This is a genomic window from Cupriavidus taiwanensis (genome assembly GCF_900249755.1).
In the GTDB taxonomy this organism is placed as follows: Bacteria; Pseudomonadota; Gammaproteobacteria; order Burkholderiales; family Burkholderiaceae; genus Cupriavidus; species Cupriavidus taiwanensis_D.
Window position 1 is genome coordinate 1,594,767 of record NZ_LT976854.1, and the last position, 23,937, is coordinate 1,618,703.

At 69.5% G+C, this 23,937-nt stretch carries 19 protein-coding genes; 13 read left to right on the forward strand and 6 right to left on the reverse strand.

Annotation, left to right across the window (positions count from 1 at the left end; all coding sequences use genetic code 11):
- Positions 1–75 precede the first annotated feature (75 nt).
- The 5 genes from CBM2594_RS22845 to CBM2594_RS22865 all read left to right on the forward strand — a co-directional run bounded on the left by CBM2594_RS22845 (position 76) and on the right by CBM2594_RS22865 (position 4,850).
- Positions 76–939, forward strand: coding sequence for a branched-chain amino acid ABC transporter permease (locus CBM2594_RS22845; protein WP_116359074.1), 864 nt, complete (start codon positions 76–78; stop codon positions 937–939).
- Between the two features lie 13 nt (positions 940–952).
- Positions 953–2,011, forward strand: a complete 1,059-nt coding sequence (locus CBM2594_RS22850) for a branched-chain amino acid ABC transporter permease (protein WP_116359075.1) — start codon at positions 953–955, stop codon at positions 2,009–2,011.
- On the forward strand, positions 2,004–2,768 hold the full coding sequence (locus CBM2594_RS22855; protein WP_012356559.1) for an ABC transporter ATP-binding protein: 765 nt from the start codon (positions 2,004–2,006) through the stop codon (positions 2,766–2,768). The genes CBM2594_RS22850 and CBM2594_RS22855 overlap by 8 nt, the downstream gene beginning before the upstream one ends.
- Positions 2,755–3,462, forward strand: a complete 708-nt coding sequence (locus CBM2594_RS22860) for an ABC transporter ATP-binding protein (protein WP_116359076.1) — start codon at positions 2,755–2,757, stop codon at positions 3,460–3,462. The genes CBM2594_RS22855 and CBM2594_RS22860 overlap by 14 nt, the downstream gene beginning before the upstream one ends.
- Before the next feature lie 215 nt (positions 3,463–3,677).
- Positions 3,678–4,850: an ABC transporter substrate-binding protein gene (locus tag CBM2594_RS22865; RefSeq protein WP_116359077.1), complete on the forward strand. Its 1,173-nt coding sequence runs from the start codon at positions 3,678–3,680 to the stop codon at positions 4,848–4,850.
- Positions 4,851–4,943: 93 nt separating this feature from the next.
- Here CBM2594_RS22865 and CBM2594_RS22870 read toward each other — a convergent pair whose 3' ends face one another.
- Both CBM2594_RS22870 and CBM2594_RS22875 read right to left on the reverse strand, forming a co-directional pair.
- Positions 4,944–7,568 carry a DUF6600 domain-containing protein gene (locus tag CBM2594_RS22870; protein ID WP_116359078.1) on the reverse strand — a complete coding sequence of 875 codons (2,625 nt, stop codon included), beginning with the start codon at positions 7,566–7,568 and terminating at the stop codon, positions 4,944–4,946.
- 304 nt (positions 7,569–7,872) lie between these two features.
- Positions 7,873–9,201: a putative bifunctional diguanylate cyclase/phosphodiesterase gene (locus tag CBM2594_RS22875; protein WP_116359079.1), complete on the reverse strand. Its 1,329-nt coding sequence runs from the start codon at positions 9,199–9,201 to the stop codon at positions 7,873–7,875.
- A gap of 287 nt (positions 9,202–9,488) precedes the next feature.
- Between CBM2594_RS22875 and CBM2594_RS22880 the strand changes: the two genes are divergently transcribed.
- The 8 genes from CBM2594_RS22880 to CBM2594_RS22915 all read left to right on the forward strand — a co-directional run bounded on the left by CBM2594_RS22880 (position 9,489) and on the right by CBM2594_RS22915 (position 19,140).
- A complete protein-coding gene (locus CBM2594_RS22880; RefSeq protein WP_116359080.1) occupies positions 9,489–11,105 on the forward strand; it encodes a methyl-accepting chemotaxis protein in 1,617 nt (538 codons plus the stop codon).
- 39 nt (positions 11,106–11,144) lie between these two features.
- The gene (locus CBM2594_RS22885; RefSeq protein WP_116359081.1) at positions 11,145–11,615 is read left to right on the forward strand and encodes a chemotaxis protein CheW; all 471 of its coding nucleotides are present in this window, start codon (positions 11,145–11,147) and stop codon (positions 11,613–11,615) included.
- Positions 11,612–12,931, forward strand: a complete 1,320-nt coding sequence (locus CBM2594_RS22890) for a CheR family methyltransferase (RefSeq protein WP_116359082.1) — start codon at positions 11,612–11,614, stop codon at positions 12,929–12,931. Before CBM2594_RS22885 ends, CBM2594_RS22890 begins: the two co-directional genes overlap by 4 nt.
- On the forward strand, positions 12,924–13,619 hold the full coding sequence (locus CBM2594_RS22895) for a chemotaxis protein CheW (protein WP_116359738.1): 696 nt from the start codon (positions 12,924–12,926) through the stop codon (positions 13,617–13,619). Before CBM2594_RS22890 ends, CBM2594_RS22895 begins: the two co-directional genes overlap by 8 nt.
- The gene (locus tag CBM2594_RS22900) at positions 13,616–15,922 is read left to right on the forward strand and encodes a hybrid sensor histidine kinase/response regulator (RefSeq protein ID WP_116359083.1); all 2,307 of its coding nucleotides are present in this window, start codon (positions 13,616–13,618) and stop codon (positions 15,920–15,922) included. Before CBM2594_RS22895 ends, CBM2594_RS22900 begins: the two co-directional genes overlap by 4 nt.
- On the forward strand, positions 15,919–16,956 hold the full coding sequence (locus CBM2594_RS22905) for a chemotaxis response regulator protein-glutamate methylesterase (protein ID WP_116359084.1): 1,038 nt from the start codon (positions 15,919–15,921) through the stop codon (positions 16,954–16,956). Before CBM2594_RS22900 ends, CBM2594_RS22905 begins: the two co-directional genes overlap by 4 nt.
- A gap of 52 nt (positions 16,957–17,008) precedes the next feature.
- Positions 17,009–18,043, forward strand: a complete 1,035-nt coding sequence (locus CBM2594_RS22910; RefSeq protein WP_284497082.1) for a diguanylate cyclase — start codon at positions 17,009–17,011, stop codon at positions 18,041–18,043.
- Positions 18,044–18,360: 317 nt separating this feature from the next.
- A complete protein-coding gene (locus CBM2594_RS22915) occupies positions 18,361–19,140 on the forward strand; it encodes a DUF4397 domain-containing protein (RefSeq protein WP_116359086.1) in 780 nt (259 codons plus the stop codon).
- Positions 19,141–19,243: 103 nt separating this feature from the next.
- Here the strand turns inward: CBM2594_RS22915 and CBM2594_RS22920 are convergent, their stop codons facing one another.
- The 4 genes from CBM2594_RS22920 to CBM2594_RS22935 form a co-directional block, all read right to left on the reverse strand.
- The gene (locus CBM2594_RS22920; RefSeq protein WP_116359087.1) at positions 19,244–19,570 is read right to left on the reverse strand and encodes a helix-turn-helix transcriptional regulator; all 327 of its coding nucleotides are present in this window, start codon (positions 19,568–19,570) and stop codon (positions 19,244–19,246) included.
- 218 nt (positions 19,571–19,788) lie between these two features.
- A complete protein-coding gene (locus CBM2594_RS22925; RefSeq protein WP_116359088.1) occupies positions 19,789–21,291 on the reverse strand; it encodes a tripartite tricarboxylate transporter permease in 1,503 nt (500 codons plus the stop codon).
- Between the two features lie 13 nt (positions 21,292–21,304).
- The gene (locus tag CBM2594_RS22930; protein WP_062803477.1) at positions 21,305–21,766 is read right to left on the reverse strand and encodes a tripartite tricarboxylate transporter TctB family protein; all 462 of its coding nucleotides are present in this window, start codon (positions 21,764–21,766) and stop codon (positions 21,305–21,307) included.
- Positions 21,767–22,235: 469 nt separating this feature from the next.
- The gene (locus CBM2594_RS22935) at positions 22,236–23,726 is read right to left on the reverse strand and encodes an MATE family efflux transporter (protein WP_116359089.1); all 1,491 of its coding nucleotides are present in this window, start codon (positions 23,724–23,726) and stop codon (positions 22,236–22,238) included.
- Between the last annotated feature and the right edge of the window lie 211 nt (positions 23,727–23,937).

Consider the following 23,937-nt stretch of genomic DNA (forward strand, 5'->3'; position numbering starts at 1 on the left):
TGGCGCCGCCGCGGCGGAACACGCGCGGCCCGTGCCGGCGCGTGCCTGGTTTCCCGAACCGTACGAGGTACCCCTGTGGCATTGTTCCTTCAACAGATTCTGAACGGCCTGACGCTGGGCGGTGTGTACAGCCTGGTGGCGCTTGGCCTGACGCTGGTCTACGGCATCCTGCACGTGCCCAACTTTGCGCACGGCGCCTTCTACATGGCCGGCGCCTACGTGTCGTACTACCTGATGACCACGCTGGGCGTGAACTACTGGCTGGCGATGCTGGGCGCGGCGCTGGTGGTGGCGGTGCTGTCGATGCTGGCCGACCGGCTGGTGTTCCACCCGCTGCGCAATTCGCCCGAGCTGCACGACATGATCGCCGCGATCGGCATCCTGCTGTTCCTGGAAGCCGGCGCGCAGGCGCTGTGGGGCGCGGACTTCCACCGCATGCCCACGCCGTACGGACAGATCGTCGAGGTGTTCGGCCTGACCGCGCCGCTGCAGCGCCTGCTGATCATCGGCGCAGCGTTTGCGCTGATGGTGCTGCTGCACCTGTTCCTGACGCGCACCATGACCGGCGCCACCATCATGGCGATGGCGCAGAACCGCGAGGGCGCTGCGCTGGTCGGCATCGACGCCACCCGCGTAACGCTGCTGGTCTTTGCCATCTCCGGCGCGCTCGCCGCGATCGCCGCCACGCTCTACGCGCCGATCAACCTGGTCTACCCAAGCATGGGCAACCTGGTGATCACCAAGGCCTTCGTCATCATCATCCTGGGCGGCATGGGCAGCATTCCGGGCGCCATCGTCGGCGGGCTGATCATCGGCATGGCCGAGAGCTTCGGCGGCTTCTACGTTTCCACCGACTACAAGGACATCATCGCCTTCGTGCTGCTGGTGGTGATCCTGTCGATCCGGCCGCAGGGCCTGTTTGCCGGCAAGGCAGCCTGAGGAGTCTCAAGACATGAAAGCACTGCAAGGAAAGACCGGCTGGATGCTGTTGCTGGCTCTCGCCATCGCGTTCCCGCTGGTCACGCCCAACAGCTACTACCTGACCGTGATGACGCTGGCCTTCATCTATGCCATCGCCACGCTCGGGCTGAACCTGATCACCGGCTACACCGGCCAGCTGAACCTGGCCCATGGCGGCTTCATGGCCATCGGCGCCTACACGCTGGGCATCCTGACCGTGGACCACCAGGTGCCGTTCTGGCTGGCCTTCGCGCTGGCCGGGGTGATCTGCATGGTGCTGGGCTATGTGGTCGGCGTGGTGTCGCTGCGCCTGAAGGGCCATTACTTCTCGATCTTCACCATGTGCGTGGGCTACATCATCTACCTGCTGATCGAAAAATGGGAAAGCCTGACGCACGGCACCGTGGGCCTGATCGGCATTCCGGTGCCGGCGGCGATCGGGCCGCTCAGCTTTGACAGCGTGCAGGCGCAGTATTACCTGGTACTGGCGTTCCTGGCGGTCGGCGTGTTCCTGATGCACCGCATCGTCACCTCGCTGGTGGGGCGCAGCTTCATGGCCGTGCGCAACAGCGACGCGCTGGCCGAGGCGCTGGGCATCAACCTGATGCGCACCAAGGTGCTGTCGTTCGTGCTGTCGGTGGGCTACGCCGGCTTTGCCGGGGCGCTGTACGCGGGGCAGGTGCGTTTCCTGGGCCCGGACATCGCCCGCACCGACCTGACCTTCGACATGGTGATGTCGATGCTGGTGGGCGGCATCGGCACGCTGTTCGGGCCGCTGCTTGGCGCGGTGCTGGTGCCGTGGATCACGCAGTCGCTGCAGTTCATGCAGGACTACCGCATGCTGGTGTTCGGCCCGGTGCTGATCCTGCTGATCATCTTCGTGCCGGACGGCATCGTCGGCTCCTACCTGAAGAAGCAGGCGCGCAAGGCAGCCGCCGAGCGGCGCGGCAAGCTGGCCGCCCAGTCCGTCAGCCAGCCCGCAGGGCAGTCCGCTACGCAGAACGCCGCAGCCCCCGTCCCCACCACCCGCGCCGGAGCCGACCATGCTTGAGATCCGCAACCTGACCAAGAAATTCGGCGGCCTGACCGCGGTGCACGATGTCTCGGTGACGTTCGAGCAAGGCCATATCAACGCCATCATCGGGCCCAACGGCGCCGGCAAGACCACCTTCTTCAACCTGGTCGCGGGCACCCATGCGCCCAGTTCCGGCCAGATCCTGTTCAAGGGGCAGGACGTCGCCGGCCTGCGCGCCGACCAGATCGCGCGCCTGGGCGTGGCGCGCACCTTCCAGGCGACGGCGCTGTTCGACCGCGCCACGGTGCTCGACAACCTGATCGTCGGCCACCGCCTGCGCACGCGCTCGGGACTGGGCGACGTGCTGTTCAACACCCGGCGCCTGCGTGAAGAAGAGCGGCTGTGCCGCGACAAGGCCGAGGCCGCGCTGGACTTCGTCGGCCTGTCGCACCTGGCGCACGAGGTTGCCGCCGATATCACGCAGGAGGCGCGCAAGCGCGTGGCGTTCGCGCTGGCGCTGGCGACCGACCCGGAACTGCTGCTGCTCGACGAGCCCGCCGGCGGCGTCAACCCGGAAGAGACCGTCGGCCTGGCCGAGCTGATCCGCAAGATGGTTCGGCATGGCAAGACGGTCTGCCTGATCGAACACAAGATGGACATGATCATGCGCCTGGCCGACAAGATCATGGTGCTGAACTATGGCGAGAAGATCGCCGAAGGCACGCCCGCGCAGATCCAGCAGGATCCGCATGTCATCGAGGCCTACCTGGGAGCCGACCATGTTGCAGCTTGAACGCGTCTCGCTGTCGTACGGCAGCTTCCGCGCGCTGGACAACATCACCCTGCACGCCGGCGCCGGCGAGCTGGTGGTGCTGCTGGGCGCCAATGGTGCCGGCAAGAGTTCGATCTTCCTGGCGATGAGCGCGATCCACCGAATCAGCGGCGGCAGCATGCGCTTCGACGGGCGCGAGCTGTCCGGCATGAAGCCGTCGCAGATCGTTCAGGCGGGGCTGGTGCACTGCCCGGAGGGCCGCAAGCTGTTCCCGGCGATGAGCGTGGAAAAGAACCTGGTGCTGGGCGCATACGTGCACCGGCGGGATGGCGCGGGCATCCGCAAGACGCTGGACGAGGTCTATGAACTCTTTCCGATCCTGCGGCAGAAGAAGGACGACCCTGCCGGTTCGCTGTCCGGCGGGCAGCAGCAGATGGTCGCGCTGGGCCGCGCCCTGATGAGCCGCCCGCGCGCGCTGCTGCTGGACGAACCGTCGCTGGGGCTGGCGCCGCTGGTGGTCAAGCAGATGTTCGAGATCATCCAGCGCATCAACCGCGCGGGGACGACGGTGCTGCTGGCGGAACAGAATGCCTACGCGGCGCTGGGGATCGCGCATCGCGCGTATGTGATCGAGAGCGGCAGGATCGTGATGGAGGGGGACAGGGATACGTTGTTGAAGGATGAAGGGATTCGCAAGGCGTATATCGGGGGCTGAATCCGAAAGGCTTCCACTACCAATTGCGTGCTCCCTCTCCCGCTTGCGGGAGAGGGTTGGGGTGGGGGCCGGGCGCGGCAACGAAGTCAACACGTTGGCATAGCGACGTCCTGCCCTCACCCCCTGCCCCTCTCCCGCAAGCGGGAGAGGGGAGAAAACCGAGGGGTCATTGAAGACAACCGGAACTGACAAGCCGTACTTTCAGGAGACAAACCATGCAAAACAACATCATGCGCCGCATCTTCCCGCTGGCCGCCACCGCCGTGGCCGCGATGCTGGCCTCTGGCGCCGCGCTGGCGCAGGAAGTGGTCAAGATCGGCTATACCGGCCCGCTTTCCGGCGGCGCCGCGCTGTATGGCAAGAACGTGCTGTCCGGCGTGCAGATGGCGGTGGACGAAATCAATGCCTCGGGCCTGGAGGTCAAGGGCAAGAAGGTCAAGCTGGAAGTGGTGGCGCTGGACGACAAGTACTCGCCCGCCGAGGCCGCGATCAACGGGCGCCGCCTGGTGCAGCAGCACAAGACCCCGGCGGTGTTCGTGCCGCATTCGGGCGGCATCTTCGCGCTGCAGGCGTTCAACGAGCAGGAGAAGTTCCTGGTGATGGCCTACTCCAGCGTGCCGCGCATCACCGACGCCGGCAACAAGCTGACCATCCGCATCCCGCCGGCCTATACCGGCTATATCGAGCCGTTCATCAAGGCGCAGATGAAGCGCTATGGCAAGAACGTGGCGCTGGCCCCGGCCGACCACGACTACGCCAAGGCGTGGGTGCAGGCCTTCCTGCCGGCGTGGGAAGCCGCCGGCGGCAAGGTGGTGGCGAACAACCCGATGTCGTACACCAAGGCCACCGACTTCTACAGCGGCGTGTCGCGCGCCATCAGCGAGAAGCCGGACGTGATGTTCGTCGGCGGCCCGTCGGAGCCCACCGCGCTGGTCGTCAAGCAGGCGCGCGAACTGGGCTTCAAGGGCGGCTTTATCGTGATGGACCAGGCCAAGATGGACGAGATGGCCAGGGTCACCAACGGCCTGGGCATGCTGGAGGGCTCGATCGGCGTGCTGCCGCTGGTCAATGACAGCCGCCCCGCCGCGCAGAACTTCAACGCCCGCTACAAGAAGCTGCATGACGGGCGCGATGCCACCACCGAGATGTCGCTGAACTACACCATGGTGTATGCGCTGGCCGGGGCGATGAAGCTGGCCGGCACCACCAGCGATGCCGCGGCGATCCGCGCGAAGATGCCGGATGCGGTCAAGGGCCTGGCCAAGGAGGTCAACCCCAACGAAGTCGACGGCATCGATGCCAAGGGCGGCTCGATGGCCGACACCGTGGTCGGCTGGGTGCAAAACGGCAAGATCTCGCAGGTGCGCCTGTCGGAACTGGCCAAGTAAAGCGAGACACGCTGCCGGCACCACGGCGCGCAGCGCAAACCCCGGCAGGCCGCGAGGCCTGCCGGGGTTTTTCATTGCGGCGGCAAGGCGCGACTAGCGGCGATCGCCGTCACGGCCCTGGCGTGCCTCCATCTGGCCGCGCTCTTGCTGCGCGCGTTGCTGTTGTTGCATCTGCCGCTGCTGGTCCATCTGCTGACGCTGGCGCTCGTGCATCTGCCGTTGCTGCTCGTGCATCTGCCGTTGCTGCTGCTCGGCCTGCCGCTGCATCGCCTGCTGGCGCTGCTGCTCCTCCATGGCGCGCTGCTGCTCGTGCATCTGGCGCTGCTGCTCGGCCTGCCGCTGCATTGCCTGCTGGCGCTGCTGCTCCTGCACCGCGCGCTGCTGCTCCTGCATCTGCCGCTGTTGCTCGGCCTGACGCTGCGTGGCTTGCTGGCGCTGCTGCTCTTGCATGGCCCGTTGCTGCTCATGCATCTGGCGCTGCTGCTGCTCGGCCTGCCGCTGCATGGCCTGCTGGCGCTGCTGTTCCTGCACGGCGCGCTGCTGATCCTGCATCTGCCGCTGCTGCTCGGACTGGCGCTGCATGGCCTGCTGGCGCTGCTGCTCCTGCGCCGCGCGCTGCTGCTCCTGCATCTGCCGCTGCTGCTGTTCGGCCTGGCGCTGCTGCCCTTCCTGCATCTGGCGCTGCTGTTCGAAGCGCTGGCGCTGCATCTCCTGCGATTGCCGCGCCGGGTCGGGGCGCTCCTGCCCGTCGGCCCACTGGCGCGGCGGCATGCGCTGCTGGCGCTGCTGGTCCAGGTGCCGTTGCTGCTCACGCAGGGCGCGCTGCTGCTCAACTTGCTGCTCACGCTGCTGCTCCATCTGCTGGCGCTGCTGCTCGCGCTGCATGGCTTGTTGCTGGCGCTGGACGTCGCCCGGCGCGCCCGGCTGTCCGGCAAAGCCGCGCGCCTCGTCGGGCCGGGTGCTCTGGCTGCGGCCAGGGCCACGCCATGGCTCGCCCCGCGCATTCGCATCATTGCGATCCGCGCGGCCGTCGCCGTCGGCATCGATACGCCCGGGGCGCGGCTGGGCCTGGACGTGGTCGCGCGATCCGATCGCGGCCTGGCTCATGCGCACATCGGGCACCGGCCGTGCGTCGCGGCCGGGCCGCCGTTCGTTGCCGCCGCGCCAGGCCGGGCCGGCACCGGGCACGACCCCGCCTTCGCGCGCAAAGCGCCGCGCCAGGTCTTCCGTGGCCGGGCGGCCCGGCGCGCGCGCGGCAATCGCCTGGCGTTCAAAGCCATGGCGCGCCTGCGGCGGCAGCGGCCGCAGCGGCGCCGCGCCCACCAGGCTGCCCTTGACCGGCGCCACCGGCGGCGCGCCGTGGGCCTCGCCCGCCGGCACGTTGCGCCATTCGGGGCGGTGCAGGCCGCGCGCGGGGCGGCCTTCGACAAAGTTGCGCGCCGGCATGCCGGTGATGGCGCCGGGCACGGTGCGGTTGACGTAAGGCGGCGGGCGGCGCTCGCCCATGACAAAGTTGTTGACCGTCACCCGGTTGATGCGCGCCACGTAGGTGGGACTGGCGCGATAGACCGGCCGGTAGGCGTCGCGCGGCCCCAGCGGATACCAGGCCACGGCCGGTCCGCTGCCTACGCGCACGCTCCAGTTCGGCCCGGCGGCGCCGACAAAGGCCACCAGCGCCGGCGCATAGCACGGGCGCACGCGCGGCCCGGGGACCCAGCCCCAGCGCGATCCCACATAGGCCCAGCGGCCATAGTGCGACGGCGCGAAGCCCCATGGCGCATCGTCGATCCAGGTCCAGCCCCACGGCGCGATCCAGGCCCAGTGGCCGGCGCTGTACGGCGCCCAGCCCGCGCTGACCACGCGCGGGAACCACACCGCGCCGTAGCCGGGGTCTTCCTGCCAGTCGCCATAGCCGTCCAGCGCGGCGTAGCCCGGCATCTCGCGCGGCACATAGCGCGCCGACGGCGACGCGTCTTCGCGCGCGTCGCGCGCCGCGGTCCAGCGGTCGAACGCGTCTTCCGCCGCGCCGCCGCCGCCCGCATCGGCCAGGTCGGTGCCGGCAAAGCGCATGCGGTCGCCGCGCTGCAGCTCGATGGTGCGGCTGTCGCCGTAGACCACCGCGCTGCCGTGGCGCAGGGTCACGGTGGTGGTGCTGCCGTCGGGCGCCACGTCCAGCCGGTAGTCGCCGGGCTCGCGCGGCACGAAGGCCAGGTTGGGGGTATCGACCTCGACGGTCTGGCCCGGCGGCAACGCGCGCACGCGCACTTGCAGCGTGCCCTGCGTCAGCTTGACCTGCGTGGTGCTGTCGTCCAGGTTCAGGATGCTGGCGGCGGTGGCGCCGCCCATGCGCAGCGCCACCGTGCCGGCGTGCAGTTCGGCGCGTCCGCCCGGCTCGGTCCAGAGCCGGTCGCCGGTGGTGACCGGCCGGTTCAGCCCGGCCGCGGCCCAGGCATCCGAGCCGGCGGGCGCAAAGCTGAGGTTGCCGTCGACCGCGGTCAGCGTGGCAATGCGCGAGGAAGGGTCGGCCTGCTGCAGCGCGGCGTCGGCAGCCGGCGCGTCGAGATAGGGTTCGCCCGGGGCGGCGGGCGCCTGCGCCAGTGCAGCAGCCGCCACGGCAAGGCCGGCTGCGGCTGCCAGCGCGGTCAGCGCCCGCCGGCCACGGGTGCGACTGCCGGAGCGAGCGGGAATGAAGCCAGCGGATTGGGAAGGATCGGACATGAAAGGCAGGAGCGAGACAGCACCGGGGACAGCGCCGGGTAGCGCCGGGTAGCGGGGCAGGCCGGCCCACGCCGGCGGCCACCCTATTGTCACCATACATGGCCCGGGATGCCGCGGCGCGTCCGGCGCGGCACAGTTTGTAAGCTCGTATTTCGCCATGCGCAGGGAGCGGGCGGGCCAGCCGGTGCGCTGGGCAGGCTGCGGGCGGGCCGGCGGTCGGCGCCGCCGCAAAGGGGGCCGCTTCGCCGTCAAAGGTGGAAACAACTTCGCTGCCCGGGGCGGGCAGCCGCGGCGCGCAGGCCGCTCAGCCGCCGGCTTGCTGGCGCAGCATTTCGGTCAGGCGCTCGGCGGGCATCGGGCGCCCGTACAGGTAGCCCTGCGCCTCATGGCAGCCGTTGGCGAGCAGGAAATCGCGCTGCTCGACGGTTTCCACGCCTTCGGCGACCACGCCGATGTGCAGGCTGGCGCCCACATTGATCACCGAGCGCACGATGGCCGCGTCGACCGGGTCTTCGGTCACGTTGCGGATAAAGGACTGGTCGATCTTGAGCCGGTCCACCGGGAACGATTTCAGGAAGCTGAGCGACGCATAGCCGGTGCCGAAGTCATCGCAGGTCAGCGTGACGCCGTCGCGGCGCAGCGCCTGCAGCTGGTCCGAGACCTCGTCGCCCTGTTGCAGGGCGATGGTCTCGGTGATCTCGATCTCGAGGCAGTCGGGCGCCAGCTCCAGCGCACGCAGCACGTGGCGCACCTCGGTCAGCAGGCGGCTTTCGGAGAGCTGGGCCGCGAACAGGTTGATCGCCACGCGCGGCGGCCGCGCAAACGACAGCGACCACGCGCGCGCCTGCGCGCAGGCGGTCTGCAGCAGCCACATGCCGACATCGCTGGCGATGCTGCTGCCGGCCAGCGCGTCGATGAAGGCGGCCGGCGACAGCAGCCCGCGGGTGGGATGGCGCCAGCGCATCAGCGCCTCGGCGCCATGGACGCGGCCGTCGCGCAGGTCGACCTGGGGCTGGTACAGCAGCTCGAACTGGCGCTGGGCGTAGGCTTCGTGCAGGGCCTGCACCAGCGACAGCCGCGTGGTCACGTCCGAGCGCATCTGCGGCTTGAAGAAGCGGATGGTGCGGCCGCCGTCGTGCTTGGCCCGCGCCAGCGCCAGGCTGGCCGCCGCCAGCATGTCCGAGCCCTGCTCGCCGGCCGCGGGCGCCACGCAGGCGCCGATGCTGGCCAGCACGTGATGGCGGCGCCCGGCATGTTCGTGGGGGGAGGACAGCATCGACAGGATCGCGGCGCTGACGTGGCGCACCAGCGTGGGGTCGGCAATGGAGGGCAGCAGCACGCCGAACTCGTCGCTGCCGATGCGGCCGATGACGGCGTCGCGGGGCGAGGCATCGCGCAGGCGGCGGGCCACGCGCTGCAGGATGATGTCGCCTTCGGCATGGCCGTGCATGTCGTTGAAGGCGCGGAAGTCGTCGATGCCGATCAGCAGCAATGCGCAGCGCGGCACCGCCTCGCTATGCAGGCGTGCCTCCAGCCGCTCCAGAAAGCCCTGGCGCTTGTCAACGCCGGTCAGCGGATCGAGATCCGAGCCTGGCGAGGCGCCAGCCGACTTCGCCCCCGACTTGGCCACCATCCCTGCCCCATCTGTAATTGTCGACATTGTTACCCGCTAGCAATTTAGCAAGTGTGACGAAAACTTGGAAAAAATCAAGCAGTTCCGATACGCGCCAAAACCCCTGGGCGCCGGCGCAACGCCGGGCCCGCCGGCATGCTGCTGCGCGTTGAATCGGCCGGCCGCATACAGTACCCTACCGCGCATCAGGGGCGCCCCCGCCCGCCGCATGGTTCCACTGCGCCCCCGCGGCCAGCCTTGCCGGCATCCGGCCGCGCCCGGAACAAGAACATCACCGGGATCTCACCGTGAATGAATGGACCATCCGCACGCGCATCCTGGCAAGCTTCTCGCTGATCTTGCTGGTCATGGCACTGATGGGCGTGGTTGCCTATACCCGCCTGGTCGCGATCGAGCGCGAAACCGCGCTGATGCTGCGTGACGCGCTGCCCGGACTGAACTACAGCACCGGCATCCGCGGCGTCTGGGGCGAGCGCTATGTGCTGGCCTGGCAGACCATCAACGCCACCAGCGAGGCCGAGCGGCGCCGCTTCCAGCAGCAGGGCCAGGACGCGGCCGGCCGCCTGGACAAGCTCGAGCAGCAGTACGAAGCCTCGATCACGCGCGACGACGACCGCGCCGCGTTCAAGGTCTATCGCGACATGCGCGCGCGCTACGAGCAGGCGGCCCAGGTGCTGTCGGGCCAGGCGGAGTGGAACGCCGTCGCCGCCGCGGCGGCGCTGCGCGGCGAGGCGCATGACCACTGGATGGAGGCGCGCAAGGCCACCCAGCGCCTGGTGGACGACAACAACGCGGTCAACGCGCGCGCCGCGCAGGGCATCGACGATGCCGTCAATGCCGCCAAGATCGGCATCGAAGCCGCGCTGATCGTCGCGCTGGTGGTGGCACTGGTCTGCGGCTACCTGCTGCTGCGCGCGATCACGGTGCCGATGCAGTCGATCGTCGGCCTGCTGGCCGGCATCCGCGGCGGCGACCTGCGCCTGCGCATGGCGCTGCGCCGCAAGGACGAGTTCCAGGAAGTGGAGGAAGGCTTCAACCAGATGACCGGCGAGCTGACCTCGCTGGTGGGCCAGGCGCAGCGCACCGCGATCCAAGTCACCACCTCGGTCAACGAGATCGCCGCCACGGCGCGCCAGCAGCAGGCCACCGCCACCGAGACCGCCGCCACCACCACGCAGATCGGCGCCACCTCGCGCGAGATCTCGGCCACCGCGCGCGACCTGGTGCGCACCATCCACGAAGTCTCCAGCGCGGCCGAGCAGGCCGCGGCGCTGGCCGGCACCGGGCAGGTCGGGCTGTCGCGCATGGAAGGCACCATGCAGCATGTGATGGATGCCGCCGGCTCGGTCAACGCCAAGCTGGCCACGCTCAACGAGAAGGCCGGCAATATCAACCAGGTGGTGACCACCATCGCCAAGGTCGCCGACCAGACCAACCTGCTGTCGCTGAACGCCGCGATCGAGGCCGAGAAGGCCGGCGAATACGGCCGCGGCTTTGCCGTGGTGGCCACCGAGATCCGCCGCCTGGCCGACCAGACCGCGGTGGCCACCTACGACATCGAGCAGATGGTGCGCGAGATCCAGTCGGCGGTGTCGGCCGGCGTGATGGGCATGGACAAGTTCTCGGAGGAGGTGCGCCGCGGCATGTCCGAGGTCACGCAGGTGGGCGACCAGCTGTCGCAGATCATCGCCCAGGTGCAGTCGCTGGCGCCGCGCGTGCTGATGGTCAATGAAGGCATGCAGGCGCAGGCCGGCGGCGCCGAGCAGATCAACCAGGCGCTGATGCAGTTGTCCGAGGCCGCGCAGCAGACCGTCGAATCGCTGCGCCAGTCGAGCCAGGCGATCGACGAGCTGACGCTGGTCGCCAACGACCTGCGCAGCGGCGTGTCGCGCTTCAAGGTCTAGGCTGCCGGTTCCCGCACCGGGCCGTTGCGCGCCGCCGCCATGAAACTCTTCCTGCTGTTCCGCCTTGGCGCCGACCACTACGCGCTCGATGCCGCCGAGGTGGCCGAGGTGCTGCCGCTCACCCGGCTGAAGCAGATCCCCGGCGCGCCGGCCTGGGTGGCCGGGCTGCTGCAGCGGCGCGGCCAGCCGGTGCCGGTGATCGACCTGCCCGCGCTCGCCACCGGCGTGCCCGCGGCGCTGCGCACCAGCACGCGCACGGTGCTGGTCCATTACCGCCGCGATCAAAGCGAGCCCGTGCGGCTGCTGGGCCTGCGCCTGGAAGCGGCCACCCAGACGCTGCGCTGCCCGGCGGATTCGTTCGTCGACGCCGGCATGTCCGGCGCCAGCCCGCGCTATCTCGGACCGGTGCGGCAGGATGCGCGCGGGCTGGTGCAATGGGTCAGGGTCGGCGCCCTGCTGCCGGACGTGGTCCACGCCATGCTGTTCGCCGACGCCGGGGAGCCCGCGTGAGCACCGCCGCGCACACCGCCGCGCATATCGAAGCCTTGCTGAAGGCCCGCATCGGCCTGGACGCCGGCGCCATCGGCAGCGGCGCGGTGGCGCGCGCCGTGCGCGAGCGCCAGCAGGCGCGGCAAGCGCCCGATGCCGAGGCCTATTGGCAGCTGCTGCAAGGCACCGCCGACGAATTCCAGGCGCTGATCGAGGCCGTGGTGGTGCCCGAGACCTGGTTCTTCCGCCACCGCGAAGCCTTGCTGACGCTGGGCCGCTTTGCCGCCGAACGCGCCTTTGCCGACGGCAGGCGCACGCTGCGGCTGCTGAGCCTGCCCTGCTCCACCGGCGAAGAACCGTATTCGATCGCCATGGCGCTGCTCGATGCGGGCGTGCCGCCGGGGCGCTTCTATATCGACGCGGTGGACATCAGCGCGCGTGCGCTGGCCCTTGCCCGCCAGGCGCAATACAGCGCGAACGCCTTCCGCAGCGCGCCGCTGGACTTCCGCGACCGCTACTTCACCGCCACGCCCGCCGGCTATGCGCTGGATGCGCGCGTGCGCGCGCAGGTGCGGCTGCTGCAGGGCAACCTGGTCGAGCCCGGCCTGCTGGCGGGCGAAGCGCCCTATGACTTTGTGTTCTGCCGCAACCTGCTGATCTACTTCGACGCCGCCGGGCAGCGGCAGGCGGTACAGACGCTGGTGCGCCTGACCATGGCCGACGGCCTGCTCTTCGTCGGGCCGGCCGAGGCCAGCGTGCTGAGCGCGCAGGGGCTGGAGCCGGTCGGCATCCCGCTGACCTTTGCCTTCCGCAAGCCGGCGGCCGCGGCGGCGCGGGCGAGGGCCCCGTCCCACCCGCCGCCGCACGCCACCCTGCCGCCCCGCATGGCCGCGCCGCCGCGACTGCCGCGCCCGCCGGCATCGATGCGTCCGGTGGCGGTGCGCTCGCCAACGCCGCCAGCATCACCGGGGGCAGCGCCGACCGCTGCGCCAGCGGCCGATGCGCACGCCGCCGCGCTGGCCGCGATCGCCGCCATGGCCGACCGCGGCGAACTGGACGCGGCCACCGCCGCATGCCTGGCGCTGCTCGACCACGCCGCGCCGGATGCCGGCGGCGGCGCCATGGCCAATGCCTATTGCATGCTCGGCGTGCTGCACGACGCCGCCGGCCGTGTCGCCCAGGCGCACGCGGCCTACCGCAAGGCGCTGTACCTGGATCCGTCGCACCAGGAAAGCCTGTATCACCTGGCCGCGCTGCTCGACACCGAAGGCGACCATGACGGCGCCACCCGCCTGCGCCAGCGCGCGCAGCGCCACTCCCGCAAGCACCATGGCTGAAACCCCGGTCCATCCCTTTGCCACCGTGGTGCGCGCCGAGGTCGACGACTGCTGGCGGCGCATCGGCGTGCGCGGCGACGGCAGCTGCCCGGCGCTGGCCGAGCACGCCCACTGCCGCAATTGCCCGACTTATGCGCAGGCCGCGGCCATGTTGCTGGATGCCCGCCAGCTGGAGCAAGACCTGCAGGACCTGCCCGAGGCCGCCGGCGCGGACAGCCACGGCAGCACCGACAGCGCCACCGCGCTGGCCTGCCTGGTGTTCCGCATCGGCGATGAATGGCTGGCGCTGCCCACCGCCGCGCTGGGCGAAGTCACCGCGCCGTGCCCGGTCCATTCGCTGCCGCACCGGCGCGACGCCGCCGTGCTGGGGCTGGCCGCGGTGCGCGGCAACCTGCTGGCCTGCCTGTCGCTGGCGCACCTGTTCGACGCCGGCGCCGCGCGCGCCGAGCCCGACGCCGCCGGCAGCCGCTTCCTGGTCCTGGGGCAAGGCCGCGCCGCGATCGCGCTGCCGGTGGCGGAGGTTTCCGGCATCGTGCGCGTGCAGCGCGCCGCGCTGCTGCCGCTGCCGGCCACGCTGGCGCGCGGCTCGGCGCGCTATACACAGGCGCTGTTCCTCGACCACGGGCGCAGCGTCGGCCTGCTCGACGCCGCGCAGGTCCGCCAGGCGCTGGCACGGAGCCTGGCATGAACCCCGAACAATTGCGCGACGCCTCGCTGCTGGAGCTGTTTGCGCTCGAAGCCGACGCGCAGGCCGAGATCCTCAACGCCGGCCTGCTGGCGCTGGAGCGCAACCCGGGCGCGCCCGGGCAGCTTGAAGCGTGCATGCGCGCGGCCCACTCGCTCAAGGGCGCGGCGCGCATTGTCGGGCTCGACGGCGGCGTGCGGCTGGCGCATGCCATGGAAGACTGCCTGGTCGCCGCCCAGGGCGGCATGCCGCTGGCTGCCGCGCATATCGATGCGCTGCTGCAGGGCACCGACCTGCTGCTGCGCATCGGCCATCCTCCCGGCGGCGACCCGGACTGGTCCGAGCACGCCGGCCGTGCCGAGATCGACGCGGTGGTGCAGCGGCTGCATTCGCTCGACGGCGGCAACGCGCCGGCGCAGCCCGCCACAACTGACGCGTCCGTGGCATCGCCGCTCCGCACCTCCGCCGCGCCACCTCCCCTCGACCCCGAACCGGCGCCACTGGCACCGTTGGCCGCGCACACCGCGGACGGCCCCGAGCGCATGCTGCGCATCAATGCCGATGCGCTGGACCAGCTGCTGGCGCTGTCGGGCGAGGCCATGGTCGAGTCGCACTGGCTGCGCCCCTTCGGCGCATCGCTGCAAAAGGCGCGGCGCCAGCAGGCGCGTGCGCTGCGCGCGGCCGACACGCTGCAGCAGGCCCTGCGCGAAACGCAGGAGTCCGGCGGCGCGCAGGCGTTATCCGCGGCCCAGGCGGCGCTGGCCGAGCTGCGCCAGCTGCTCGACGATGGCCACCAGCAACTGGCCGCGCGGCTGGACGAGTTCGAGCAGTACGACCACCGCGCCACGCGGCTGGCGCGCCGGCTCTATGACAGCGCGCTGGCGTCGCGCATGCGCCCGCTGTCCGACGGCCTGGCCGGCTACGCGCGCATGGTGCGTGACCTGGGCCGCGCGCTGGGCAAGTCCGTGCATCTGGAACTATCCGGCGCCGGCACGCAGGTCGACCGCGACATCCTCGAGGCGCTGGACGCGCCGCTGGCACACCTGCTGCGCAATGCCGTCGACCATGGCATCGAAGCCCCGGCGGTGCGCGAGGCACTCGGCAAACCCGCGGAGGGCCGCGTCACGCTGCACGCGCGCCACAACGCCGGCCGGCTGCAGATCGAGATCTCCGACGACGGCGCCGGGGTCGACCTCGAAGCGCTGCGGCGCGCCATCGTGCGGCGGCGGCTGGCCTCCGAAGAGACCGCGGCGCGGCTGTCGCAGGCCGAGCTGCTCGACTTCCTGCTGCTGCCCGGCTTCAGCATGCGCGACACCGTCTCCGAAGTCTCGGGCCGCGGCGTCGGCCTCGACGCGGTGCAGGAGATGGTGCGGCGCGTGCGCGGCAGCCTGCGCCTGACGCAGCAGCCGGGCCAGGGGCTGCACTTCAGCCTGGAGCTGCCGCTGACGCTGTCGGTGGTGCGCACGCTGCTGGTGGATGTCGCCGGCGAAGCCTATGCCTTTCCGCTGGGCCGCGTGCTGCGCGCGACCTCGGTGGCGCGCGGCGAGATCGAACAGACCGAGGGCCACCAGCATTTCCGCCACGAGGGCCGCGCCATCGGGCTGATCAGCGCGGCGCAGGTGCTGCAGCGGGCCGGGGCGGACCCTGGCGACGCGCGCGAGCGGGTCCCGGTGGTCATCATCGGCGAGGGCGAGCGCACCTATGGCATTGCCGTCGAGCGCATGCTGGGCGAACGCCTGCTGGTGGTGCAGCCGCTGCCCGCGGCGCTGGGCAAGGTGCGCGACATTGCCGCCGGCAGCCTGACCGACGACGGTACGCCGGTGCTGATCTTCGATGTCGAGGACATGATCCGCTCGGTCGAGAAGCTGGTGTCCGAGGGCCGCATCGAAGGCGTGCGGCAGCCGGCCGCGGCCATCACGCAGGCGCGCGCGCGGCGCGTGCTGGTGGTGGACGACTCGCTGACCGTGCGCGAGCTGCAGCGCAAGCTGCTGGCCGGGCGCGGCTATGACGTGACGGTCGCGGTCGACGGCATGGACGGCTGGAACGTGCTGCGCGCCGAGCCCTTCGACCTGGTCATCACCGACATCGACATGCCGCGCATGGACGGCATCGAGCTGGTGCGCCGCATCCGCCAGGACGCGGCGCTGCGCCAGCTGCCGGTGATGGTGGTGTCGTACAAGGACCGCGAGCAGGACCGCCAGCGCGGCCTGGAGGCCGGCGCGGACTATTATCTGGCCAAGGGCAGTTTCCACGACGCCGCGTTGCTCGACGCGGTCCAGGACCTGATCGGCGAGGCACGTCCATGAAAATCGGCATCGTCAATGATTCCGCGCTCGCGGTCGCCGCGCTGCGCCGCGCGCTGGCGCTGGATCCGTCGTTCGAGGTCGCGTGGATTGCCGGCGACGGCGCCCAGGCGGTGCAGATGGCCGCGCGCCAGACCCCGGACCTGATCCTGATGGACCTGCTGATGCCGGTGATGGACGGGGTCGAGGCCACGCGCCGGATCATGGCCGCCACCCCCTGCGCCATCGTGGTGGTGACCATGGATCTGGGCCGCAACGCCACCCAAGTCTTCGACGCGATGAGCCATGGCGCCATCGACGCGGTCGACACGCCCACGCTGGCCGAGGCCGATGCCCAGCTTGCCGCCGGGCCGCTGCTGCGCAAGCTGCGCAATATCGCACGGCTGCTCGCGGGCCGGGTGGCGCCGCAGCACGCGCTGGCGGTGGCGCCGCGCGCGGTCAGCGCGCCGCGGCTGGTGGCAATCGGCGCGTCGGCCGGCGGCCCGGCCGCGCTGGCCACGCTGCTGGGCGCGCTGCCGGCGGACTTCAGTGCCGCGGTGGTCACCGTGCAGCATGTCGACGAGGCCTTTGCCGCCGGCATGGCCGACTGGCTCGACGGGCAGTGCGCGCTGCCGGTGCGCATCGCCCGCGCCGGCGAGACCCCGCAGGCCGGCACCGTGCTGCTGGCCGGCACCAACGACCACCTGCGCCTGGCCACCCCAAGCCGGCTGGCCTACACCGAACAACCCTGCGATTACCTTTATCGCCCCTCCATCGACGTATTCTTCGAAAGCGTGGTGGAACAGTGGCGCGGCGACGTGATCGGCGTGCTGCTGACCGGCATGGGACGCGACGGCGCGCTTGGCCTGAAGGCGATGCGCGAGCGCGGCTTCCTGACCATCGCCCAGGACCGCGCCACCAGCGCCGTGTACGGCATGCCCAAGGCCGCCGCCGCGCTCGGCGCCGCCGCCGAGATCCTGCCGCTGCCGCGCATCGCCCCGCGGCTGGTGCAGGCGTGCGGCCCCGCCGCGCTGCCGTGGCCCGCGCCGCCCGCCTGAAAGCATGCAACGGGTTCCGGCCACGCCGGGACCGCGACAACAGGAATTGAACATGCAACCCGAATCCTCCAACCCACCCGCCGTGCCCGCGCCGGCACTCGCTGCCGACCGGCAGGAGTACCTTGCCATGGTGCTGCTGGTGGACGACCAGGCCATGGTCGGCGAAGCGGTGCGCCGCGCGCTGGCCACCGAGCCGGATATCGACTTCCATTACTGCGCGCAGCCGGACGAAGCGGTGGCCGTGGCGCAGCGCACCAAGCCCACCGTGATCCTGCAAGACCTGGTGATGCCGGGCGTGGACGGCCTGACGCTGGTGCAGCGCTATCGCGACAACCCCGCCACGCGCGATATCCCGATCATCGTGCTGTCGACCAAGGAAGAGGCCGCGACCAAGGGCGCGGCGTTTGCCGCCGGCGCCAACGACTACCTGGTCAAGCTGCCGGACAGCATCGAGCTGATTGCGCGCATCCGCTATCACTCGCGCTCGTACCTGAACCAGCTGCAGCGCGACGAAGCCTACCGCGCGCTGCGGCAAAGCCAGCAGCAGCTGCTCGAGACCAATCTGGAGCTGCAGCGCCTGACCAACTCAGACGGGCTGACCGGCTTGTCCAACCGGCGTTATTTCGACGAGTACCTCGGCGCGGAATGGCGGCGCGCGCTGCGCGAACAAAGCCAGGTGGCGCTGCTGATGATCGATGTCGATGCCTTCAAGGCCTACAACGACACCTACGGCCACGTCGCCGGCGACGAGGTGCTGCGCCGCATCGCCGCGGTGATCCGCGACAACTGCGTGCGCGCCACCGACCTGCCCGCGCGCTTCGGCGGCGAGGAGTTCGCCATGGTGCTGCCGGCGACCTCGCCCGGCGGCGTGCGGCTGCTGGCGGAGAAGGTGCGGCGCGCGGTGCAGGGGCTGGCCATCGCCCACAGCGGCTCGTCCACGCTCGACTGCGTCACCGTCAGCATCGGCGGCGCGGTGCTGGTGCCGCAGCCCGGCGCACAGCCAGCCACGCTGGTGGAAGCGGCCGATGCCGGCCTGTACCAGGCCAAGCGCAATGGCCGCAACCAGGTGATGATGGCGCAAGGCTGAACCGCGCCCGCAACAACCGGTTACACATCTCCTCGCCCGGCATCGCGGTTGCGCGGCCGCAGCCGCCGCGCCACGGGGCCTTGCGCCGCCAAGGCCGGCCGCCCCCGGTCCCGCGCAGGCACCACTTCCTGTCGGAATCGTCCGACATTGAATTCGGAGCGTTGCGCCTGCCTGGCCTACCGGTTCAAACCTATCGTTGCATCACGGCAAGCGTGATCCCGCGCCTGCATACAGATAGCAACTGGCCACGCGGCCGCCGCAATGCGCGCGCGGGCATGGGCCAGCTCGTCTCTGAATCCAACAGCAAGAGGTGACCCATGCTTCGATCCAAGACCCTTTTCCTCGGCCTCGCGCTGGCCGCGACCGCCGTGCTGACAGCCTGCGGCGGCGGCGATGACGGCATCGACGACCGCGTCGGCCTGAGCAAGCCGAGCGTGCGCGTGATCCACGCCGTGACCGGCGGCCCCAATGTCGACGTGCTGCAGAACGGCACGCTGACCAGCATGGTCAACAAGCCCTACAAGTTCGTCTCGACCTACTTCAACGTCGAGACCGGCAACCAGCTGATCTCGTTCAACACCGCCGGCACGCAGACCGAACTGGGCCGCGCCAGCCTGGTCGCCGCCACCGGCCACAAGTACACCGTGGTGGCGCTGCCGGGAGCGGCCACCGCGGAGACGGTGACCATCGATGATCCGTTCGGCAAGGGCCTGCTGTCGAACAAGGCGCGCGTGCGCTCGCTGAACGCCTCGTTCAATGCGCAGAACATCGACGTCTACATCACCATGCCCGCGATCGACCTGAACACGGTCGCGCCGACCTTTGCCGCGGTGGGCTACAAGCAGGCCTCGCCGGCATCGGGCCAGGATTCGATCGAGCTGGACGGCAACACCACCTACCGCCTGCGCATCACCACCGCCGGCACCAAGACCGTGATCTTCGACTCGGGGGCGCTGACGCTGGCCAACAATGCCGACTGGCTGATCACCACCATCCCGACGGATGGCATCGCCGGCCTGACGCCGAACAAGATCAAGGTGCTGGTGGCGCGTGGCGACGACGAATCGCAAGCCGGTCTGGAACTGGTGACGCAATAAGCGCTGATGCGATAACCGCTGTCGCGGTGGCCCGTGGCAGGCGGGCAGCATGCGAACAGGCCGGTCCGGAGGGACCGGCCTCTTTTTTGCGACGAACCCGACTTTAGTTCGGTGGCAGCCTGCTTGCTGCGTTATCGGTGACAGGCTCCAGCTCCGCCTTCAGCACCGCCAGGTGCGAGATATAGGCCTCCAGCTCGGCGCGCCCCTGCGCGGTGATGCAATACACGCGGCCGCTGCCTTCGACCAGTTCCGCGGTGATGGCGCGGGCCATCATCAGGCTGCGCAGGATCGGCCGCAGCGAGCGGATGTTCTTGTCGATGCCGCGCTCGCGCAGGCGTTCGACCAGGCTGAGCACGGTCGACGGGCTGGACTGGACCAGCTTGAGCACATAGATGCGTGAGAAAAACCGGTCAAGGGTAGGCGGTTTCATGGGCGCTGTCGGCGCACCCGATGGTGCGGGAATCCTGATCATCATGCGCAGCCCATGACTGCTGCCGCAGTCGGGCACTCTCGGGGTAAGGCGGGCGGGATGCGCGGCGCGCGCCGCGCCCGCGAAAGAAAACGGGGTGCGCTAAGGCACCCCGAATGCTTGCATTGCAGGCGCCGGGCGCCGCATGGCGCCGGCGCCGTTCCGGGGCGCGGCCGGGGCTAGTCTTCCTGGAACGCTTCCTCGCGCTTGGCCTTGATCGACGGCAGCGCCACCACGGCCACCAGCGCGGCCGCGGCGATCAGCAGGCCGACCGACAGCGGACGGGTCACGAACACGCTGAAGTCGCCACGCGACAGCAGCAGCGTGCGGCGGAAGTTCTCTTCCATCATCGGCCCCAGCACGAAGCCGAGCAGCAGCGGCGCGGGTTCGCACTTCAGCTTCAGGAACAGGTAGCCGATCACGCCGAAGCCAGCGGCCATGAACACGTCGAAGGTCTGGTTGTTGACCGAGTACACGCCGATGCCGCAGAACACCAGGATGGCCGGGTACAGGAAGCGGTACGGCACGGTCAGCAGCTTGACCCAGATGCCGATCATCGGCAGGTTCAGGATGATCAGCATCAGGTTGCCGATCCACATCGAAGCGATCAGGCCCCAGAACAGCGACGGATTGCTGGTCATCACCTGCGGGCCGGGCTGGATGTTGTGGATGGTCATCGCACCCACCATCAGCGCCATCACCGCATTGGGCGGAATGCCCAGCGTCAGCAGCGGGATGAACGAGGTCTGCGCAGCCGCGTTGTTGGCCGATTCCGGACCGGCCACGCCTTCGATCGCGCCCTTGCCGAATTCATGCGCGTTCCTGGACGTCTTCTTCTCCAGCGAATACGCCGCGAACGAAGCCAGCGAGGCGCCGCCGCCCGGCAGGATGCCCAGCGCCGAGCCCAGCACGGTGCCGCGCAGCACCGCGGGAATCATGCGCTTGAAGTCTTCCTTGGTCGGGAACAGGTTGGTGACCTTGTTGGTGAAGGTCTCGCGGGCTTCCTTCTGCTCCAGGTTGGCGATGATCTCGGCGAAGCCGAACATGCCCATCGCCAGTGCGACGAAGTCGATGCCGTCGGTGAGCTCCGGCACGTCGAACGAGAAGCGCGCGGCGCCCGAGTTGACGTCGGTGCCGATCAGGCCCAGCAGCAGGCCCAGCACGATCATGGCGATGGCCTTGGGCAGCGAGCCCGAAGCCAGCACCACCGCGCCGATCAGGCCCAGCACCATCAGCGAGAAGTACTCGGCGGGACCGAACTTGAAGGCGATTTCCGACAGCGGCGTGGCGAACGCGGCAAGGATCAGCGTGGCGACGCAGCCGGCGAAGAACGAGCCCAGTCCGGCAGTGGCCAGTGCCACCCCCGCTCGTCCTCGCCTGGCCATCTGGTAGCCGTCGATGGTGGTCACCACCGACGACGATTCACCGGGCAGGTTCACCAGGATGGCGGTGGTCGAGCCGCCATACTGCGCACCGTAGTAGATGCCGGCCAGCATGATCAGCGCCGCCACCGGCGGCAGCGTGTAGGTGATCGGCAGCAGCATGGCGATGGTGGCCAGCGGCCCCAGGCCCGGCAGCACCCCGATCAGCGTGCCCAGCACGCAGCCGAGGAAGGCGTAGGCCAGGTTCTGCAGCGACAGCGCGGTGGAAAAACCCAGCGCAAGGTGATCAAACAATTCCATGATGCGGCGCTCCTTAACCGGTAATGAAGGCCGGCCACACCGGCATCTGCAGGTTGATGCCGTACACGAACGCGCCCAGGCTGATCAGCACCAGCACCACCGCGTTGAGCAGCGCGCCCTTCCAGCTGAACTCATGGCTGGCCATCGACGACACCAGCACCAGCACGAACACCGACAGCACCATGCCCAGCGGCTTGAGCAGCAGGCCGAACAGCACCACCGAGCCGAGGATCCACAGCAACGTCTTCAGGTCCCAGCGGGCCAGGTGGTCCTGCTCGCCCTTGGGCGACATCGAGGCCAGCAGCACCACTGCCCCCAGCACTGCCAGCACCAGTCCCAGCAGGAATGGAAAGTATCCGGGTCCCATCTTGGCGGCTGTCCCCATGGAATAGCCGCGAGCGACCCAGGAAAAGCCCAGCCCGACCAGAATGAACATCAGGCCGGAGGCAAAGTCCTTTTGGCTGCGTATGCGCAAAACGATTCTCCTCAAAGTTCACGAAATGCCGTGCCGGGGGCGCACTGGCTCAGGCGCGCAAGGCATGCGAGCTGGCATGCAACAAGGCATGCTCCCCGACGGTTGACCCGAACCTTAGAGACGTGATCTTTCAGGTGCCTTTCATTTGTCCTGTTTTAGGGGTATTTACCGATACCCCCTGAAAACAAGGCAAATCCGGCCGCGTGGCGCGAAAAAATACATCACGTTGTGATGTATTTGCGCGAAAAAAAACAGAGGGGGAAAATCGACAGGAACGTCAGGCGAACAAGACGGCGCGCGCCCTTGCATCAACGCAAGGCGCGGCCGAAAAAACGCGCGCCCATGCGTGCCGGCAGGCCGCGCGTACGCTGGAAGGGAGAGCCAGCAGCGACACGATGACACATCGATCTTTCGGAAGGCTTTCAACGCAGCGCCCGATGCCGAATTCCGATGCCGGACTTCGATGTCATCACCGCGCGGCTTGGGCCGCGGGCGTTGCGGCGTCGTCCGCGTCGACAACATCGCCGGCGTCTTCGCAGGGCGTGCCCATGCTGGTATCGGGCGCCTGCCCCACGGCCCCTGCCGGGTGCGGCGCGGCGGGCAGGATCTGGCTGCGGCGCCAGTTACCGAAGCGGTAGTAGCCGATCGCCAGCGCCAGCGACACCACCGAGCCCAGCGGGAAGCTCCACCAGATCGCGTCGGCGCCGATGCGCGGACCCAGCACCCACGCGAACGGCAGCCGGATCACCCACATCGACAGGAACAGGATCACCAGCGGCGCCATCACCGCGCCGGTGGCGCGCACCGTGCCGAAGATGACGATGGTGAAGCCGAACAGGATGAACGACCACAGCACCACCACGTTGATATGCTGGGCGATGCCGATGGCGACGCTGTCGGTGCCCAGGAACAGGCCCAGCGAATGGCGGTTGAACAGGTAGATCAGCGCCACCAGCGCGCCGGTCATCGCCACGTTGAACAGCAGCCCCATGCGCGTGATGCGCGCCACGCGCTGCCACAGCCCGGCGCCGACGTTCTGCGCCACCATCGACGACACGCTGGCGCCCACCGCCAGCGCGGGCATCTGCACATAGGTCCAGAGCTGGGACGCCACGCCGTAGGCGGCGGTGGTCTGCGAGCCATAGGCGTTGACCAGCGCCATCATCACGATGGCCGACGACGAGATCACCACCATCTGCAGGCCCATCGGCAGGCCCTTGACCACCAGCGCGCGCAGGATCGCCGGGTCCGGCACCAGCAGCGCCAGCTGGCCGCGATGCAGCAGCAGGAAATGCCGGCGCCGGTACAGCAGCACCATCATCGCCGCCAGGCTCGCCAGCTGGGCGATCAGCGTGGCCAGCGCCGAGCCCGCGATGCCCATGGCGGGGATCGGGCCCACGCCGAAGATCAGCACCGGGTTGAGCACCACGTCCAGCACCACTGACAGCAGCATGAACCAGAACGGCGTGCGCGAATCGCCGGCGCCGCGCAGCGTCATCATCACGAAGTTGTAGAAGTACATGAACGGCAGCGCCAGGAAGATGATGCGCAGGTAGGCCACCGCCAGCGGCGCGGCGTCGGCGGGGGTGCGCATCGCGGCCAGGATGTCGGGCGTGTAGATGTAGCCGAGCGCAGACGCCAGCACCGACAGCGCGACGAAGAAGGTGGTGCTGGTGCCGACCACGCGGCGCGCCTCGTCCACGTCGCGCGCGCCGACGGCCTGGCCGATCATGATGGTGTTGGCCATGCTGATGCCGAACACCACGCCCAGCAGGAAGAACAGGATGATGTTGGCGTTGGAGGTGGCGGTCAGCGCGGCCTCGCCCAGGAAGCGCCCGACCCAGACCGAATTGATCGAGGCGTTGAGCGACTGCAGGATGTTGCTGCCCAGCACCGGCAGCGAGAACAGCAGCAAGGTCCGGCCGATCGGGCCGGTGGTCAGTCTGGCATCGGGCTTCATGGGGGGTCGCGCGGGGGAAATCCGCCCAGTCTATTCCTGCCCCCGGGGGCGTACAAGCACGCAGACCCTAAACCACCGTCGTTCCCGCGAAGGCGGGAACCCAGTGACCTTTAAAGACGCTGGATTCCCGCCTACGCGGGAATGACGGTAGTGTTTGATGCCTTCACTGAACGGCATGACCGGCTGCGACCGCCCTTTTTACCTGAATGAG

What these genes read in the sequence shown, in the direction of transcription:
- CBM2594_RS22850 (WP_116359075.1), top strand. Translation starts at nt 953, where the DNA reads ATGAAAGCACTGCAAGGAAAGACCGGCTGGATGCTGTTGCTGGCTCTC.
- CBM2594_RS22855 (WP_012356559.1), top strand. Translation starts at nt 2,004, where the DNA reads ATGCTTGAGATCCGCAACCTGACCAAGAAATTCGGCGGCCTGACCGCG.
- CBM2594_RS22860 (WP_116359076.1), top strand. Translation starts at nt 2,755, where the DNA reads ATGTTGCAGCTTGAACGCGTCTCGCTGTCGTACGGCAGCTTCCGCGCG.
- CBM2594_RS22865 (WP_116359077.1), top strand. Translation starts at nt 3,678, where the DNA reads ATGCAAAACAACATCATGCGCCGCATCTTCCCGCTGGCCGCCACCGCC.
- CBM2594_RS22870 (WP_116359078.1), bottom strand. Translation starts at nt 7,568, where the DNA reads ATGTCCGATCCTTCCCAATCCGCTGGCTTCATTCCCGCTCGCTCCGGC.
- CBM2594_RS22875 (WP_116359079.1), bottom strand. Translation starts at nt 9,201, where the DNA reads ATGGTGGCCAAGTCGGGGGCGAAGTCGGCTGGCGCCTCGCCAGGCTCG.
- CBM2594_RS22885 (WP_116359081.1), top strand. Translation starts at nt 11,145, where the DNA reads ATGAAACTCTTCCTGCTGTTCCGCCTTGGCGCCGACCACTACGCGCTC.
- CBM2594_RS22895 (WP_116359738.1), top strand. Translation starts at nt 12,924, where the DNA reads ATGGCTGAAACCCCGGTCCATCCCTTTGCCACCGTGGTGCGCGCCGAG.
- CBM2594_RS22900 (WP_116359083.1), top strand. Translation starts at nt 13,616, where the DNA reads ATGAACCCCGAACAATTGCGCGACGCCTCGCTGCTGGAGCTGTTTGCG.
- CBM2594_RS22905 (WP_116359084.1), top strand. Translation starts at nt 15,919, where the DNA reads ATGAAAATCGGCATCGTCAATGATTCCGCGCTCGCGGTCGCCGCGCTG.
- CBM2594_RS22910 (WP_284497082.1), top strand. Translation starts at nt 17,009, where the DNA reads ATGCAACCCGAATCCTCCAACCCACCCGCCGTGCCCGCGCCGGCACTC.
- CBM2594_RS22915 (WP_116359086.1), top strand. Translation starts at nt 18,361, where the DNA reads ATGCTTCGATCCAAGACCCTTTTCCTCGGCCTCGCGCTGGCCGCGACC.
- CBM2594_RS22920 (WP_116359087.1), bottom strand. Translation starts at nt 19,570, where the DNA reads ATGAAACCGCCTACCCTTGACCGGTTTTTCTCACGCATCTATGTGCTC.
- CBM2594_RS22925 (WP_116359088.1), bottom strand. Translation starts at nt 21,291, where the DNA reads ATGGAATTGTTTGATCACCTTGCGCTGGGTTTTTCCACCGCGCTGTCG.
- CBM2594_RS22935 (WP_116359089.1), bottom strand. Translation starts at nt 23,726, where the DNA reads ATGAAGCCCGATGCCAGACTGACCACCGGCCCGATCGGCCGGACCTTG.